The sequence below is a fragment of the Kitasatospora sp. NPDC058063 genome (assembly GCF_042885395.1).
Classification (GTDB): domain Bacteria; phylum Actinomycetota; class Actinomycetes; order Streptomycetales; family Streptomycetaceae; genus Kitasatospora; species Kitasatospora lactacystinica.
The window spans coordinates 282,900-297,782 of sequence record NZ_JBHVSD010000008.1 but is presented as its reverse complement, the minus strand read 5'-3'; the positions used below and the strand labels follow the sequence as shown (position 1 = coordinate 297,782).

The 14,883-nt window shown below is 75.1% G+C and carries 17 protein-coding genes; 11 read left to right on the top strand and 6 right to left on the bottom strand.

Going from position 1 to position 14,883, the window contains the following annotated elements; genetic code table 11:
* The first annotated feature begins 10 nt into the window (after positions 1-10).
* Both ACFVUY_RS16695 and ACFVUY_RS16690 read left to right on the top strand, forming a co-directional pair.
* Positions 11-901, top strand: coding sequence for a LysR family transcriptional regulator (locus ACFVUY_RS16695; protein WP_387693452.1), 891 nt, complete (start codon positions 11-13; stop codon positions 899-901).
* Between the two features lie 64 nt (positions 902-965).
* Positions 966-1,529 (top strand): GNAT family N-acetyltransferase, encoded by a 564-nt coding sequence (locus tag ACFVUY_RS16690; RefSeq protein ID WP_387730577.1) that lies wholly within the window; start codon positions 966-968, stop codon positions 1,527-1,529.
* A 178-nt stretch (positions 1,530-1,707) separates the two neighbouring features.
* Here ACFVUY_RS16690 and ACFVUY_RS16685 read toward each other — a convergent pair whose 3' ends face one another.
* The gene (locus ACFVUY_RS16685; protein ID WP_387693382.1) at positions 1,708-2,475 is read right to left on the bottom strand and encodes a hypothetical protein; all 768 of its coding nucleotides are present in this window, start codon (positions 2,473-2,475) and stop codon (positions 1,708-1,710) included.
* 468 nt (positions 2,476-2,943) lie between these two features.
* Entirely contained in the window at positions 2,944-3,327 is a 384-nt protein-coding gene (locus ACFVUY_RS16680) for a hypothetical protein (RefSeq protein ID WP_387693380.1), read from the bottom strand.
* 99 nt (positions 3,328-3,426) lie between these two features.
* On the opposite strand from ACFVUY_RS16680, the gene ACFVUY_RS16675 reads away from it, so the two are divergent.
* Positions 3,427-3,918: a MarR family transcriptional regulator gene (locus ACFVUY_RS16675; protein ID WP_387730575.1), complete on the top strand. Its 492-nt coding sequence runs from the start codon at positions 3,427-3,429 to the stop codon at positions 3,916-3,918.
* 42 nt (positions 3,919-3,960) lie between these two features.
* On the opposite strand, the gene ACFVUY_RS16670 is transcribed toward ACFVUY_RS16675, so the two are convergent.
* On the bottom strand, positions 3,961-4,674 hold the full coding sequence (locus tag ACFVUY_RS16670; protein ID WP_387730573.1) for a class I SAM-dependent methyltransferase: 714 nt from the start codon (positions 4,672-4,674) through the stop codon (positions 3,961-3,963).
* Positions 4,675-4,988: 314 nt separating this feature from the next.
* On the opposite strand from ACFVUY_RS16670, the gene ACFVUY_RS16665 reads away from it, so the two are divergent.
* The 3 genes from ACFVUY_RS16665 to ACFVUY_RS16655 all read left to right on the top strand — a co-directional run bounded on the left by ACFVUY_RS16665 (position 4,989) and on the right by ACFVUY_RS16655 (position 9,056).
* A complete protein-coding gene (locus tag ACFVUY_RS16665; RefSeq protein WP_387730571.1) occupies positions 4,989-7,079 on the top strand; it encodes a HelD family protein in 2,091 nt (696 codons plus the stop codon).
* A 254-nt stretch (positions 7,080-7,333) separates the two neighbouring features.
* Entirely contained in the window at positions 7,334-8,134 is an 801-nt protein-coding gene (locus ACFVUY_RS16660) for an aldolase (RefSeq protein WP_387693372.1), read from the top strand.
* Between the two features lies 1 nt (position 8,135).
* Complete coding sequence (locus ACFVUY_RS16655; RefSeq protein ID WP_387730568.1) at positions 8,136-9,056, top strand: dihydrodipicolinate synthase family protein; 921 nt, start codon at positions 8,136-8,138, stop codon at positions 9,054-9,056.
* Positions 9,057-9,126: 70 nt separating this feature from the next.
* Here ACFVUY_RS16655 and ACFVUY_RS16650 read toward each other — a convergent pair whose 3' ends face one another.
* The gene (locus ACFVUY_RS16650) at positions 9,127-9,702 is read right to left on the bottom strand and encodes an XRE family transcriptional regulator (RefSeq protein ID WP_359909615.1); all 576 of its coding nucleotides are present in this window, start codon (positions 9,700-9,702) and stop codon (positions 9,127-9,129) included.
* Positions 9,703-9,850: 148 nt separating this feature from the next.
* Between ACFVUY_RS16650 and ACFVUY_RS16645 the strand changes: the two genes are divergently transcribed.
* The 3 genes from ACFVUY_RS16645 to ACFVUY_RS16635 are packed head-to-tail and all read left to right on the top strand — an operon-like array spanning position 9,851 to position 11,559.
* A complete protein-coding gene (locus ACFVUY_RS16645) occupies positions 9,851-10,303 on the top strand; it encodes a hypothetical protein (protein ID WP_387730566.1) in 453 nt (150 codons plus the stop codon).
* Positions 10,304-10,348: 45 nt separating this feature from the next.
* On the top strand, positions 10,349-11,002 hold the full coding sequence (locus tag ACFVUY_RS16640) for a formylglycine-generating enzyme family protein (RefSeq protein WP_387693366.1): 654 nt from the start codon (positions 10,349-10,351) through the stop codon (positions 11,000-11,002).
* A gap of 35 nt (positions 11,003-11,037) precedes the next feature.
* The gene (locus ACFVUY_RS16635; RefSeq protein WP_387693364.1) at positions 11,038-11,559 is read left to right on the top strand and encodes a GNAT family N-acetyltransferase; all 522 of its coding nucleotides are present in this window, start codon (positions 11,038-11,040) and stop codon (positions 11,557-11,559) included.
* A 7-nt stretch (positions 11,560-11,566) separates the two neighbouring features.
* Here the strand turns inward: ACFVUY_RS16635 and ACFVUY_RS16630 are convergent, their stop codons facing one another.
* Positions 11,567-12,490 carry a phosphotransferase family protein gene (locus tag ACFVUY_RS16630; RefSeq protein ID WP_387730563.1) on the bottom strand — a complete coding sequence of 308 codons (924 nt, stop codon included), beginning with the start codon at positions 12,488-12,490 and terminating at the stop codon, positions 11,567-11,569.
* Between the two features lie 43 nt (positions 12,491-12,533).
* A complete protein-coding gene (gene soxR / locus ACFVUY_RS16625) occupies positions 12,534-13,082 on the bottom strand; it encodes a redox-sensitive transcriptional activator SoxR (protein ID WP_387693360.1) in 549 nt (182 codons plus the stop codon).
* 57 nt (positions 13,083-13,139) lie between these two features.
* On the opposite strand from soxR, the gene ACFVUY_RS16620 reads away from it, so the two are divergent.
* Both ACFVUY_RS16620 and ACFVUY_RS16615 read left to right on the top strand, forming a co-directional pair.
* Positions 13,140-13,856: a thiamine pyrophosphate-dependent enzyme gene (locus tag ACFVUY_RS16620; RefSeq protein WP_387730560.1), complete on the top strand. Its 717-nt coding sequence runs from the start codon at positions 13,140-13,142 to the stop codon at positions 13,854-13,856.
* Between the two features lie 122 nt (positions 13,857-13,978).
* Positions 13,979-14,872, top strand: coding sequence for a transketolase family protein (locus ACFVUY_RS16615; protein WP_387730558.1), 894 nt, complete (start codon positions 13,979-13,981; stop codon positions 14,870-14,872).
* Positions 14,873-14,883: the final 11 nt, after the last annotated feature.

Here is a 14,883-nt window from a genome sequence, read left to right as displayed (position 1 = left end):
GATGACCGCCGTGGACCCGCAGCAGCTGCGCACCTTCGTCACCGTCGCCCGCCTGGCCTCCTTCTCGGAGGCGGCGCGGGAGCTCGGCTACACCCAGTCCGCGGTCTCCCAGCAGATCGCCGCGCTGGAGGCGGACCTCGGCACGACACTGCTGTCCCGCCGGCCGGTCGGCCCGACCGCGGCCGGGCGGCGGCTGCTGGAGCACGCCGCACCGCTGCTGGTCCGGCTGGAGGCGGCGCGCGCCGACGTCGCGCGCCTGGCCGGCGCCCCGAGCGCCCGGCTGGTGCTCGGGGCCACCCCGCTGGCGGTCGGGGCGACCCTGGGGCGTGCGCTCGGCGAGGTGCGCCGGGCCCATCCGCTGACGGAGCCGGTGGTCCGGGTCCTCGCCCAGGACGTGCTGCCCGCCCAGGTCGCCACCGGCGAGGTCGACCTCGCCCTGATCGACGGGCTGGCCGCGCCCAGCGACCCGCTGCCGCTGCCCGACGTCGGCCCGCTGCGCACCGTCGCGGTGGCCGAGCGGCCGGTCGCCGTCGCGCTGCCCCTCGGCCACCCGCTGGCCGGCCGCGGCGGCCTCGCGCTCGCCGACCTCTCCGCCGCCCGCTGGCTGGACGCCCCCGACCTCACCCCGACGGCGGCCCGGCTGCGCGCGGCCACGGGCGTCGACGGCTTCCGGCCCGCCACCCGCTACCAGGGCACCGACGTGCACGGACTGCTCGCGCTGGTGGCGGCCGGGCACGGGCTCACCCTGCTGCCCGAACCGGTGCTCGCGGCGGCACCCGGGGTCGGGTACGCGCCGATCGCCGCGCCCCGGCTGGTGCACCGCACCGAACTCGTCCATGGCAGCCTGCCGGAGGGGCCGGCGGCCCTGCTGGCGCGGCTGCTGGCGCGGTCCCGGGCCTGAGCGGCCCGTCGGAGGCGCCGAATTCGGTTGCGCGGGCCTCCGGTGCCGATGACATCATCACGCGATGAATACCAGTACGACGATCATCAGACGAGTGCGGACCGACGAGTGGCAGCAGCTCAGGGACACCCGCCTGGACGCGCTGCTGGACCCGGTCGCGGCCGTGGCCTTTCTGGAGACCCACGAGCAGGCCGCCGCCAAGCCGGACGAGTTCTGGCAGGACCGCACGACCCGGGCGGCGACGGACCCGCACGTGGCGCAGTTCATCGCGCAGGCCGAGGACGGGACCTGGCTCGGCTCCATGACCGGAGTGGTCGAGCGGTCCGGCGGGGGCGGGGCCCTGGAGGGCGACGTCGTCGAGGTCGACCAGGTGCACCTGGTCGGCGTCTACGTCCGGCCGCGGGCGCGCGGCACCGGGCTGGCGCTCGACCTGATCCGGACCGTCCAGGAGTGGGCGTGGTCGCTCTCCGAGCCCCGGATCGAGCGGGTGCGGCTGTTCGTCCACGAGGACAACCCCCGCGCCGAGGCGATGTACCGCAAGGCCGGCTTCGAGCCGTCCGGGGTGGTGCTGCCGGTGCCCGGCGGTGGGGCCGGCCGGGAGGTCGAAATGGCGGTCCTGCGGGGCTGACCGGCCGCCCGGCCCACGGGCCGGGCCCCGGGAGCGGACCCGAAGGAGCGCGCCCGGTCCGTCCGGTCGCCTGTTCCGGACGGGCCGGACGGGCCGGGCGGCCGTCTGCGGGGCGCCGGCGGGCGCCGCGGGCGCCGGCGGTGCCGGCCGTCTGCGGCGTGTCGGGGCCCGTCGGGCGTCAGTGCCCGTCGCAGCCCGGGAGGGCCTCGCACATCGGCGCGGTCATGCCGGTGCCGACGTACTTGTCCTCGGGGGCCTTCCAGGCGTCCTTGGGCTGGGCGCCGGCCTTGGTGGTGGCCCAGACCGCCAGTTCGCTGACCGCACCGCCGTCGCTGACCACGTACTCGTGCAGGGTGACGGTGCTGCCGTCGGCCTGCGGGACGGTCAGGACGGCGGCGAAGTAGGGCGCGTCCGGGGCGCTGTCGACCTTCACGGTGGCGCCGGGCGCGGTCTTGGCGCAGGACTTGAGCGCCTCCGTCAGACGGCCCTCGGCCAGGTTGGTGCTCTGCTTGGTGCCGCTGCTGCGGGTCGGGTCACCGTGGAACAGCAGGGTCTGCTCGGCCGTCCAGCGGTCCCCGCCGAAGCCGACCGAGGCCCGGGCGGAGGCGGTGCCGGTGAACAGCGGCTCGTCGTCCTTCGCGACCGCGGCGCGGCACAGCTCCATGCCCTTGAACTGGACCTGGCCGGAGAGCTGCTTGGCGTTGGCCGCCAGCGGCGTGTAGTGGTAACTCTCGTCCATCGGGATGCTCTTGGTGTCCATCCAGGCCTTGTCCGGGATGCCCTTGTCGGACCCGCTGGGCTTGTTGGGGTTGACGCTGGGCCCGGTGGTGGCGGCGGGGAGGGCGGGGGTGGCGTCCTGGCTGCCGTTGTCCGGCCCGCAGGCGCTGAGGGCGCCCAGGCAGACGAGGGCTGCGGCGGTGGCGGTGACGACTCTGGTGGTGCGCAACTGACGGTTCCTCGGATGTCCGGTGGCGTGGGCGGGGGTCGGGCGCGCACCGGCCGTGGGCCGCTGGTGCGCGGCGCCGTCCGTCCGTCCCCGCCGCCCGGTCGACCCGTGGTCGCGGGCTCGCGGCATGGCAGCTCCTCCCCTGTGCGTGCGGCCGCCTGGCCCCTCGCCCCGCTGTCCGCCCCGTGACTGATGGCCGGTCAGGGTCGATGGTGTGTCGACGGCGCTCGAAACCTATGCCACCGGACCGCCGGTCGCAAAGCCGGGTTCCGGCCGGAGGCCCGGATTCCCTTTGGGACTGGTGGGGCTGATGGGGTGAATGTGACCGGGTTCGGAGGGGTGCGGTGGGCGGGGCGCGGAGGGTTCCAGGGGCGTGCGACCGCCTCCGCGCGCTGGCCGGGGCGGCGCATCCGGGCTGGTGGGGGCGGGTGCGCGGCGCCGTGCGACGGATCCGCGGGGCGGCCCCGGTCAGGCGACCCGGCCGCCGATCCCGGAGCGGCCCGCCGGGACGCCGTCGAGGGTGACCACGGTCTGCCGTCCGACGGCCTCACCGAGCGCGCCGGTGATCGCCGCGGTGGCCGCCGCGACCAGGCGGGCGGGCGCGTCGGGCACCTGCGGCAGGTGGTAGGCCGCCTCCCGCAGGCTCAGCAGGACCACCGGTGCGACCTCCTCGGTCGGCAGTCCGCCGATGCCCCGGCGGCGCTGGGGGACCCCGATCAGCTCGACCGCGACCAGCGGGCGGACCTGTTCGCCGAAGACGGAGGTGACGGCCTCGGTGAGGCCGGCGATGAGGGCCCGCTCGACCTCGGGGTCGAGGGACTCCTCGCGGATGTGCAGGCTCAGGTGCGGCATGGTGGAGCTCCGTTCGGCTCGGTTCGTACCATGGGCTGACGGGTTCGCTTTGCACATAAAACAGCTTTGATATCAAAGGTAACTGGGGAGGGGTGTGCGATGTCAACGGCCGAAGGGGAATCGCCGAACACGCCGTCGTCGACCGGGGAGGGGCTCGACGACGCGGTGCGGTCGATGCTGCTGCTGATGCCCCGGCTGGTCGGGCGGGCCAAGCGGATCCCCGTCCCCGAGGCGCTGCGCGGCCTCGCGCTGGCGCCCCGTCACCTGTCGCTGCTGGCCTGCCTGCTGCTGGACGGACCGATGGGCGTGAACGACCTCGCCGCCCGACTGGAGGTCGCCCCCACCACGGTCAGCCTGATGGTCGGCGACCTCAGCCGGCAGGACATCCTCGAACGGCGCGAGGACGAGGCCGACCGCCGGCGCCGGATCGTCGCGATCGCCCCCGCCCGGCTGCCCGCCATCGAGGCCTGGCTCGCCCCGGGGGCCGTCGCCTGGCGCACGGCCCTCGGGCCGCTCGACCCGGCGCAGCGGTGCCTGGTGGTGGACACGCTGCTGGCGTACGAGGCGGCGGTGGGACGGGAGCGGGACTGACGGCGGCCGGGGCGCCGGGCGGGGCGCCGGATGGGAGGCCGGTCAGCGGCCGGGAGCCCGGCGGAAGAGCGCGGTGAGAAGGAAGGGGACACCGAACAGCGTCGAACCGGGGCCCTGGGCGGCCATCGGGCGGATCTCCAGTGGAGTGAACTCGCGGAACAGCGAGCGGAGTTCGTCCGGCGAGTACGCCAGGCCGCCCTCCAGGGCGCCGAGCCGGTAGAGCTCCTCGTCGGTCCGCTCGGAGCCCGTCGCGCCGGCCGCGAAGGCGGTGACGGCGAAGTGCCCGCCCGGTGCCAGTACCCGGTCGAGCAGGGCCAGGTAGCTGACCCGGCGGTGCGGCGGGAGGTGGTGCAGGCAGCCGGAGTCGTAGACCAGGTCGTAGTGGGCGTGGGGGAGCCGGGCCTCGAAGATGCTCGCCCGGTGGAACCGCAGGCCGGTGCCCGCGCCGGCCTCCCGGGCGCGCTCCTCGGCCCAGGCCACGGCGGTGGTGGAGAGGTCGACGGCGTCCACCTCGAAGCCGAGCGAGGCCAGGTGGACGGCGTTGCGGCCGGCGCCGCAGCCGAGGTCGAGCGCCCGGCCGGGGACGAGCAGGCCGCGGTCCAGGTAGGAGGCCAGGTTCTCGTCCGGTTTCGGCGTGAAGAACGGGCGCTCGGCGGACCGGTCCGCGTAGAACCGGTCCCAGAACGGTTCGGCCGGCGGGAAAAGGCCGTCGAGGAGGGCGAGGACGTCTTCGGTGGTGCGGATCGTACGGTTCATGCCGCCGAGCGTAGGCCGTCCGGCAGGAGGGCGCGCGAGGCGCAAAAGCCGCTGCGCGGTGGGCTGTTGGGCCGCCGGGGCACGGTCCGGCAGAGGTGTTCCGGACCCGGGCGGGCGCGTGGCGGCACCACCGCCCCGGACCGGGAAAGGGCGTTTTCGCGGGGCGGGGAGAGGCGCCTCGGGGGCGTGCCGGAATTCCGCCGGGAAAAGTGCCGTACGGGATTCGAGGGCCACATGCGAACCGGACAAGTCAACATTTACTTCCCCGGATTTCCTCTGCATAGTGGCGGGTCGAATCGAGAGGGGGCTCTTCCTTGTCGCAGATCCACGACAACGCCGCACAGCAGGTGGAGCTGGAGCGGGTGCAGGTGTCCGTCATCGGCGAGCTGTTCGACGAGCGGCTCGCCGGGGCGCGGGACCAGCTGGGGCGGGTGCTCGCGTCGGCGGCGGACGGCGCGGGCGAGGTGTACGAGCGGGAGGTGGCGGCCGGGCGGCTGGCGGGCGAGGTGCGCCGGCTGCAGGGCGCCGAGGGCGGGCTGGTGTTCGGCCGGATCGACCTGGCGGACGGGACGGTGCTGCGGATCGGGCGGCTGGGGCTGCAACGGGACGAGGACGAGCTGCCGTTGCTGGTGGACTGGCGGGCGGAGGCGGCACGGGCCTTCTACGAGGCGACGCCGGTCCACCCCCTGGGGCTGCGGCGGCGCCGCCATCTGAGCCTGACCGGCCGCACGGTGGTCGGGGTGAGCGACGAACTGCTGGACGGTTCGGAGCCGGCCGCCGGGGACGTCGTCGGGGACGGCCCGTTGGCGGCGGCGCTGCGGGAGCGGCGGACCGGGCGGATGGGGACGGCGGTCGCCACGCTCCAGACCGAGCAGGACGCGATCGTCCGCTCGTCGCACCGCGGGGTGACGGTGGTGCAGGGCGGCCCGGGCACCGGAAAGACGGTGGTGGCGCTGCACCGCGCCGCGTACGTGCTGTACGCGTTCCCGAAGGCGGCCGAGCGCGGTGTGCTGGTGCTGGGTCCGAACGCGCGGTTCCTCGACTACATCTCCCAGGTGCTGCCCTCGCTCGGGGAGAACGACGTCGTCCTGGCGACCTGCGAGGAGCTGGCCGGCGTCGCGCCGGGCGCCGTGGACGGGTTCGGGGCGGCGCGCCTCAAGGGCGGCGCCGAACTGGCCGACGCGCTGGCCGGGTCGGTCCGCTCGCGGCAGGCCCCGGGTGGGGACTTCACCGTCCGGGTCGGGCGGGAGTGGGTCCGCCTGGAGGAGGCGGAGGTCGCCGGGGCGCGGGCGGCGGCGCAGGCGAGCGGCCTCGCCCACAACCGGGCGCGCCGGCTGTTCCTGGAGCTGCTGGTGGACTCCCTGACCGGCGCGCTGGCCCGCGGCACGGTCGAGGCGCTGGAGCGCATCGACGCCGAGGTCGCGCTGCTCACCGGCATCGACCTCGACCGGATGGCGGCCCGGGACCTGCGCAGGCTCGGCGTCGACGACGAACCCGCCACGGGGGCCGACGAGTTCGACGCCGACGCCGTCCGGGCCGCGCTCCTGGACGACGCGTACGTGGACCGGGCCGTCGAGGAGCTCTGGCCGCGGCTCGTGCCGGGCGAGGTCGTCGACGCCCTGCTGGCCGACGCCGACGCACTGGCCGCGCGCCTGCCGCACCTCGGCGACGACGAGCGGGCTTCGCTGCTGCGCACGCCCGGCGCGCCGTGGGCCGACGCCGACGTGCCGCTCCTCGACGAGGCGGCGAGCCTGGTCGACGGGCCGCCCGAGCAGGCCTTCGGGCACGTCGTGGTCGACGAGGCGCAGGAGCTGACGGCGATGCAGTGGCGGATGGTTCTGCGCCGGTGCCCGGGCCGGTCGATGACACTGGTCGGCGACTTCGCGCAGGCGGGCCCGGCGGCGACCGCACGGGACTGGCACGAGGCGCTCGCCCCGCACGTCGGCCGCCGCTTCGACCTGCGGACACTGACCGTCAGCTACCGGACCACGCGGGAGATCCTGGCCACCACCGGGGAGTTGCTCGGCCGGATCGCCCCGGGGCAGCCGCCGGTCCGGTCGATCCGGCACGGCGAGGAGCCCCGGTCCGTCGCGGTGGCGCCGGAGCGGCTCGCCGGTGAGCTGCTGCGCGAGCTGCGGGCGCAGGCCGCCGCGCATCCGGGCGAGCTGCTCGGCGTGGTGTGCGCGGACGGCCGGACGGCGGAACTGGCGGCCGCCGGGGTCGAGCGGTACGCCCGGCTGGTCCCGGCGTCGGAGGCGCGCGGCCTGGAGTTCGACGGGGCCGTCGTGGTCGACCCGGACGGGATCGTCGCCGCCCGGCCCGCGGGCGAACGGGACCTGTACGTCGCCCTGACCCGCGCCACCAAGCGGCTGTGCACGGTGACCCTTCGGGAGGCCGGGGCGTAGCGGGGTGCCTCCCGCACGGGAACTCGGCCGGGCCGACTTCCCGTGCGGGACGGGCCGCGTTCCGCGTTTCGGGGTCCTGGTGGTGGGTGACCCGTCGACGCGAGGACACAAGGTGTCCTAAAGTGAATGACGTGTCTTCCCGGGGCTCCGCGGCGCCGTCGGGCGGGTCGCCGCTGCCCGCGGCCCGCCGGTGCGCGCCGCACCCCGCGCCCCGGCGGACCGCTCCGACCGAAGAGCGAAGGAGAACCACAGCGATGGCCGACACGTTCGAGACGGGCAAGACCGACCTGGTGGACCTGGCCCACCAGCGGATGCGGACCGCGATCCCCGACAACGACTGGACGGTGCGCCAGAAACTGGCCCTGACCTGCCGCATCCTGTTCGACGCCGGCCACGACTCCGGGCTGGCCGGCCAGATCACCGCCCGGGCCGAACGCCCGGGCACCTACTACACCCAGCGCCTGGGCCTGGGCTTCGACGAGATCACCGAGGACAACCTCCTCCTCGTCGACGAGGACCTCCACGTCCTGGAGGGCGACGGGATGGCCAACCCGGCCAACCGGTTCCACAGCTGGGTCTACCGGGCCCGCCCGGACGTCAACTGCATCATCCACACCCACCCGCTGCACGTCTCCGCGCTCTCGATGCTGGAAACCCCGCTGGTCGTCTCGCACATGGACATGTGCCCGCTCTACGACGACTGCGCCTTCCTGGACGAGTGGCCCGGCATCCCGGTCGGCAACGAGGAGGGCGAGATCATCTCCGCCGCCCTCGGCGACAAGCGCGCCCTCCTGCTCGCCCACCACGGCCAGCTGGTCGCCACCGGAACCGTCGAGGAGGCGTGCACCCTGGCCCTGCTCTTCGAGCGGGCCGCCGAGCTGCAGCTCCTCGCCGGGGCCGCCGGGAAGATCCAGGAGATCCCCGGACCGCTCGCCAAGGAGGCGCACGACTGGATCTCCACCCCCAAGCGCGGCCAGGCGAACTTCGCCTACTACGCCCGCCGCGCCCTGCGGGCCGGCCACGGCGACGCCCTCGTCACCCGGAAGGACTCCTGAGATGCCCGCGACCACCCTGGAAGGGATCATCGCCTACCCGGTGACCCCGTTCTCCGCGGCCGACGGCGGCCCGGACCTCGACCGGCTCGCCGAGCTGATCGACCGGCTGGTCCGCTCCGGCTGCCACGCCATCGCCCCGCTCGGCTCCACCGGCGAGAGCGCCTACCTCGACGACCAGGAGTGGTACACCGCCGCCGAGGCGTCGGTGGCGGCCGTCGCCGGCCGGGTGCCCACCGTCGTCGGCATCGCCGACCTCACCACCCGCAGCGCCGTCCGCCGCGCCCGCTTCGCCGAACGGGCCGGCGCCGACGTGGTGATGGTGCTGCCGCTCTCGTACTGGCGGCTGGACGAACGCGAGATCACCCGGCACTACACCGAGATCGCCGACGCGATCGGCATCCCGCTGATGATCTACAACAACCCCGCCACCGCCGGGGTCGACCTCCGCCCGGAACTCATGCACCGGCTGGTCGACCAGGTGGAGAACATCACCATGGTCAAGGAGAGCAGCGGCGACATCCAGCGGATGCACCGGCTCACCCAGCTCTCCGACGGCGCCCTGCCGTTCTACAACGGCTCCAACCCGCTGGCCCTGGAGGCGTTCGCGGCCGGCGCGGCCGGCTGGTGCACGGCGGCACCCTGCCTCATCCCCGAGCTCACCCTCGACCTGTACCGGGCGGTGCGCGCCGGTGACCCGGACACGGCCCGCCGGGTGTTCTACCGGCAGCTGCCGGTGCTGCAGTTCCTGCTCGGCGGGGGTCTGCCGACCACGGTGAAGGCGGGCCTGGCCCTGTGCGGCCTGGACGTCGGCGAGCCCCGGCACCCCTTGCTGCCGCTGGACGGGGCGCGGACGGCGCAGCTGTCCGCGCTGCTGTCCGCGGCGGGGGTCGCCCTGGCGGACGGCGCCGGGCCGAAGGCCTGACAGCGGCGTGGGGCCGCCCCGAAGCCGGGCCCGGGACGGCTTCAGGGCGGCCCCGGGCCCGCCGGGCCCGTCAGGGCAGCGTGGGAACCCGGTCCGAGGGGCCGTCCGGATCGTCGTGGATGACCACGAGGATCTCGGCCGGCTCCGGCCCGGTGCTCCGGCAGCGGTGGGGCAGCGCCGAGTTGAAGTACACGCTGTCCCCGGGGCCGAGTTCGACGCTCCGCTCGGGGAACTCCAGCACGGCGGTGCCCGCGTGGACGAAGAAGAACTCCTCGCCCGTGTGCGACTTGAACGGCGGGTCCGCCGGTTCGGTCGGCGGGTACATCATGAACGGCACCATCCGCTTGCCGCTGAGCCCGGTCGCGATGCCCTCGTAACGGGAGACGCCGGAGCCCGCCCCGGTGCCGACGGGAGTGCGCTCACCGGCCCGGACGACGGTGACGAGCTCGGGTTCCACCTCGTCCGAGAAGAGCCGGCCGACGTCGACCTTGAGGGCGTGGGCCAGCTTGAGCGCCGTCGAGATCGAGGGGTCGCTGATGCCGCGCTCGACCTTGGAGAGGTAGCTCTTGGTGACGCCGACCTGCTCGGCGAGTGCCTCCAGGCTGAGCCGGTTCTGCTTCCTCAGCACCCGCAACCTGCCGGCCATGCGCCACCTCTCACCCACGGAATCGTCCGGTCCATTATCGGTCCGGCCCGCCCGACCGGCGGCGACCGCCCGCTGTGCCCCGCGCCGCCCGCGCGTGCTAGCTTCCCCCGCACCGAAGGTTCCGCAGGCGGGGGGAAGAATGGTCGAGGTGCCGGTCAGTGCCCGGTGGCTGTCCGGGCTGGGGGTCGGGGCGTTCCTGCTGCCGGTGATCCTCGCGGTGGCGGGCTACGGGCCGGTGGGGGCGATCCTCTCCGCGCCCGGGCTGGTGTGCGTCGCGGCCTGTGCCGTGCCGCCGTTCTTCTCCGACCCGAAGCGGCTCCGCGTCGCCTGCACGGCGGCCGGCGTCGTGGTCGCGCTGGTGTCGGCCCCGTTCGCGTTCCTCGGGATGATCTCCGTGGTGCCGATCTGGTACGGGGCCGTCTACCTGTCCTGCCTCGCCATGCCCGTCGCCGCGATCGCCGGCCTGACCGCCGGCTTCCAGCGGGCCGGTGGCCGGGAGCGGGGCCGCCCGGCGGCGGGCTTCGCCTGGGCGGCCGGCGCGGCCGTGCCGGTCGGCTGGGCGGTGCTCACGGGCTTCGCGCTGTCGCTGCCGGCCCTCTGACCCGGCGCGGGACCCCGGCTGCGCTCAGGTCACTAGGATCGGCGGATGATCACCGTACCGTCCGGCCGGGTCACCCTCTCCGACCGTCGCACCCGGCGCAGTTGGGCCGTCGACGTCGCCCCGTTCCGGCTGGCGGCCTGTCCGGTGACCCGCGAGCAGTACGAGGGCGCGACCGGCGACCGCCGCCCCGCGCACAGCGTCTCCTGGCTGGACGCCGTCCGCCACTGCAACGAGCTGTCCCGGCGCGAAGGCCTCGCGCCCGCCTACGAGGCGGACGGCGAGGACGTCTCCTGGGACCGCGCCGCCGACGGCTACCGGCTGCCCACCGAGGCCGAATGGGAACACGCCTGCCGCGCCGGCACGGACGGCCCGCGCTACGGCCCGCTGGACGACATCGCCTGGTACCGCGGCAACTCGGGCGAGCGCCCGCACGAGGTGGGCGGGCTGCGCCCGAACGCCCACGGGCTGTACGACCTGCTCGGCAACGTCTGGGAGTGGTGCTGGGACCGGTACGACCCCGAGGTGTACGGCGAGTACCGCGTCCTGCGCGGCGGCGGCTGGTTCGACGAGCACTGGAGCTGCCGCGCCTCCGTCCGCCGCCGGAGCCACCCGACGCTGCGGATCGACGACGTGGGATTCCGGCTCGCCCGCTCGATCCACAGCCTGCCGCGCACCGATCCCCGGCCGCCGCTCGGTTGAGGAACCGTCGCGTCCGCTCGGGCGTTGGCGCCTGCATGAGTGAAGAATCAGTGTCCCTGCGCCCGATGGCCGAGGCCGACCTCCCCGTGGTCGAGGGACTGGTGAACGACCCGGAGATGCTGGGGGAGTTCCAGTGGTACGGCTGGCGCGATCCGCAGCGGTACCGCCGCCGGTGGCTGGAGAGCGGGCTGCTGGAGGAGGGGCAGTGGATGCTCGCGGTCGAGGTCGGGGGCAGGTTCGGCGGCTTCGTCGCCGCCAACCGCAGCGGGGTGCGGCCGTCCGCCCCGTACTGGAGCATCGGCGTGCAGTTGCTGCCGCACGTGCGCGGGCGCGGGATCGGCACCCGGGCCCAACGGCTGCTGGTGGACCACCTGTTCGCGCACTCCCCGGTGATGCGGCTGGAGGCGGACACCGAGGCGGGCAATCTGGCCGAGCAGCGTGTCCTGGAGAAGCTCGGCTTCACCCGGGAGGGCGTGCAGCGCGCGGTGACCTTCCGGGCCGGCGAGTGGCGCGATGTCGTCCGGTACAGCCTGCTGCGCACCGACCCGCGTCCGTAGGGCGTGGCTAGGCGGTCCCGAACCACTCCTCGGCGAGGGCGTCCAGCGTCCGTGCCGAGGGCTTCAACTCCCGCAGGTACCACGGCAGGTTGCTGTACACGTGGAGCAGGGTGCACGCCATCAGCAGCCGGGGCTCGAAGCGGCGGCCGTAGGCGTTCAGCAGGTGGCCGAGCAGGTGCGGGTCGGCCCGGGTGGTGAAGAGTCCGACGGCGACCAGGTCGTAGGCCGGGTCGCCGATCATCGCGGGCTCGAAGTCGATCAGGCCGGTGAGGCGCCAGCCGTCGGCCGGGTCGGTGAGCAGGTGCTCGCGCATGAACTCGGTGTGCAGCAGGGAGCGCCCGGGGGAGGCGGGGAGCGGGGCGGCGGCGAGGAAGTCCGGGATCTGCTCCAGCCACTCCCGCGCCAGCCCGCGTTCGCGCTGGCGGGCCACCGCGCCCGCGGCCCGGCGGGCCAGGAAGGCCGGCCAGTCGCCGGGGCCGAGGACGTCGGCGAGCGGCTCGGGGTCGAGGGCGTGCAGGGCGGCGAGCGCCTCGCCGCAGCGGCGGGCGATCCGCTCGCGGTCGGGCGGCGGGATGCGCGGCCAGGCCGGGGCGAGGCCCTCGCCGGGCAGGCGGGACATCAGGACGTGGCGCCAGCCGTTGACGTACTCGCCGGCCTCGTGGACGGTCGGGGTGGGGATCGGCAGTGCGCCGTCCAGGCGGGTGAGCACGCGCTCCTCGACGATGCCGTCCCGGGCGGAGGCGGCCGGGAACAGCTTGAGCACCAGCGCGTCGCCGACCGCGTAGACCGGCACGGAGCCCTCCGGGAAGCGCTCCAGGGGCAGGCCCCCGACGCCCAGCCGGGCGCAGAGCGCCTCGGCGCCGGGGCGCATCACCGTCTCGTCGGGGACGACCGCGTCCCACTCCTCGTCCGTCAGCACCAAGGGCAGCACGGGCGCACCGTAGGCGGGCGAACGGCCCCGGCGCAAAGGGTTTTCAGTGCCCCTCCGGGCGGGTGCCGCAGGTCTCCACGCCCGGCGGGACCGGTTCGGGTCCGCCGTCCGGGTCGCGGGTGAGCAGGTAGCGGGCGCCGGGGCCGGCCTCGCCGGCGCGGTCGGCGGCGTTGTAGAGGGCGCAGCGGGAGAGGGACAGGCAGCCGCAGCCGATGCAGCCGGTGAGCTTGGCCTTGAGCCGTTGGAGTTCGGCGATCTGCTCGTCGATCCGGCTCTGCCAGGACGCGGCGACCCGGTCCCACTCGGTGCCGCTGGGGGCCGGGCGCTCGGGGAGGCGGTCGAGGGCGACCTTCGCCTCGTCCAGGGAGAGGCCCACCCGCTGGGCGGCCCGGATGAAGGCGATCCGGCGCAGCGTGCCGCGGGTGTAGCGGCGCTGGCCGCCGGAGGTGCGGGTGGCCTGGATCAGGTCGAGGCTCTCGTAGTAGCGCAGCGCGGAGGCGGCGAGGCCGCTGCGGCGGGCGAGTTGGCCGATGGTGAGCAGGTCGCCGTGGTGCGGGCCGGGGGCCCGGCGGCCGTCGGAGTGGGCGGTCATGGGAGCCCACTGTAGTCGCTTGACCTCAAGTCGGCTTTAAGTTGCACCATCGTGGTCATGACGACGAACGCGACCGCCACGAACGCGACCGGCACCCGGTTCGAGGACCTGCCCGCCCTGATGGCGCTGATGACCGGCGCCGAGAAGCACGGCCCGGCCGCCACCTCCACCCTGGACGCGCTCTGGGTGCTGTACGACCGGGTGCTGCGGGTGACCCCGGACACCGCAGAGGCCCAGGACCGCGACCGCTTCCTGCTCTCCAAGGGCCACGGCCCGATGGCGTACTACGCCGTACTGGCGGCCAAGGGCTTCCTCGACCCGGCCGTGCTGCCGAGCTTCGGCGGCTACGACTCGCCGCTCGGCCACCACCCGGACCGCACCCTGCTCGCGGGCGTCGAGATCGCCTCCGGCTCGCTCGGACACGGCCTGCCGCTGGCCGTCGGCACCGCGCTCGGGCTGCGGGCGCAGGGCCTGACCGACCCGGCGGTGTGGGTGCTGGTCGGCGACGCGGAGTTCGACGAGGGCTCCAACGCCGAGGCGGTGGCCTTCGCCGGGGCCTACGGGCTGGAGCGGCTGAACGTGGTGGTGATCGACAACTCCTCGGCCACGCACGGCTGGCAGGGCGGCATCGCCCAGCGCTTCGCGGCCGAGGGCTGGTCGACCGCCACGGTGGACGGGCGCGACCACGAGGCGCTGCACCGCGCGTACACCGCGGAGCACCCGGGCCGCCCGCACGTGGTGGTCGCCCGGGTCGAGCCCAAGGAGCAGCACTGAGCACCCGGCGGCAGCTCCCGCCCGCCGACACCACGACCCGCCCCGCCGCTACCTGCCCCGCCACGACCGATCAGGCCGCGACCGATCAGGCCAAGACCGAGCCCCCGAGAGGAACTTCACCGATGGACACCATGCGCGAGCGCTTCGTGGACGTGACCACCCGCCTGCTGGACGAGGACCCCCGGCTGGCCGTGGTGCTCGCCGACATCACCGCCGCCGCCTTCGCCCCGGCACAGCTGCGCCACCCCGACCGGGTGGTCAACGTCGGCATCCGCGAGCAGCTGCTGATCGGCGCGACGGGCGGCCTGGCGCTCACCGGGATGCGTCCGATCGCCCACACCTTCGCCAGCTTCCTGATCGAGCGGCCCTTCGAACAGGTCAAGCTGGACCTCGTCCACCAGGGCGTCGGCGCCGTGCTGGTGAGCGCGGCGGGCTCGTACGACTGGCCGGCCGGCGGCCGCACCCACATGTCCCCGGGCGACGTCGCCCTGCTGGACACCCTGCCGGACTGGACGGTCCACGTCCCCGGCCACCCGGACGAGGCCGAGCAACTGCTGCGCCACGCCTACGCGGACGGCGACCGCAATGTGTACGTCCGGCTCTCGGAGCACCGGAACGCGGCCGCGGTGCCGGTCGAGCCGGGCCGCTTCGCCACCGTCCGGTCCGGCTCGCGCGGAGCCGTGCTCGCCGTCGGGCCGATGCTGGACGCGGTGCTCGCGGCCACCGAGGGCCTGGACGTCGCCGTGCTGTACGCGACGACGGTGCGCCCCTTCGACGCCGCCGGGCTGCGCGCGGCGCTCGGCGACCGGGCGGACGCGGTGCTGGTCGAGCCGTACCTGGCGGGCACCTCCGCGAACGAGGCGCACGCGGCGCTCGCCGACCGCCCGCACCGGGTGCTGGGCCTGGGGGTGCCGCGCGAGGAGCACCGGCACTACGGCTCGATCGCGGAGCACCTGGCCGCCTACGGCCTGGACGCCCCGGCGCTCCGGGAGCGGATCGGCACCTTCCTCCGGTGAGCCCGGCCGCT

Bases quoted from the DNA above. Each gene is read 5' to 3' on its own strand.
- ACFVUY_RS16620 (WP_387730560.1), top strand. From the start codon at position 13,140: ATGACGACGAACGCGACCGCCACGAACGCGACCGGCACCCGGTTCGAG.
- soxR (WP_387693360.1), bottom strand. From the start codon at position 13,082: ATGACCGCCCACTCCGACGGCCGCCGGGCCCCCGGCCCGCACCACGGC.
- ACFVUY_RS16690 (WP_387730577.1), top strand. From the start codon at position 966: ATGAATACCAGTACGACGATCATCAGACGAGTGCGGACCGACGAGTGG.
- ACFVUY_RS16670 (WP_387730573.1), bottom strand. From the start codon at position 4,674: ATGAACCGTACGATCCGCACCACCGAAGACGTCCTCGCCCTCCTCGAC.
- ACFVUY_RS16660 (WP_387693372.1), top strand. From the start codon at position 7,334: ATGGCCGACACGTTCGAGACGGGCAAGACCGACCTGGTGGACCTGGCC.
- ACFVUY_RS16675 (WP_387730575.1), top strand. From the start codon at position 3,427: ATGTCAACGGCCGAAGGGGAATCGCCGAACACGCCGTCGTCGACCGGG.
- ACFVUY_RS16650 (WP_359909615.1), bottom strand. From the start codon at position 9,702: ATGGCCGGCAGGTTGCGGGTGCTGAGGAAGCAGAACCGGCTCAGCCTG.
- ACFVUY_RS16655 (WP_387730568.1), top strand. From the start codon at position 8,136: ATGCCCGCGACCACCCTGGAAGGGATCATCGCCTACCCGGTGACCCCG.
- ACFVUY_RS16635 (WP_387693364.1), top strand. From the start codon at position 11,038: ATGAGTGAAGAATCAGTGTCCCTGCGCCCGATGGCCGAGGCCGACCTC.
- ACFVUY_RS16680 (WP_387693380.1), bottom strand. From the start codon at position 3,327: ATGCCGCACCTGAGCCTGCACATCCGCGAGGAGTCCCTCGACCCCGAG.
- ACFVUY_RS16615 (WP_387730558.1), top strand. From the start codon at position 13,979: ATGGACACCATGCGCGAGCGCTTCGTGGACGTGACCACCCGCCTGCTG.
- ACFVUY_RS16640 (WP_387693366.1), top strand. From the start codon at position 10,349: ATGATCACCGTACCGTCCGGCCGGGTCACCCTCTCCGACCGTCGCACC.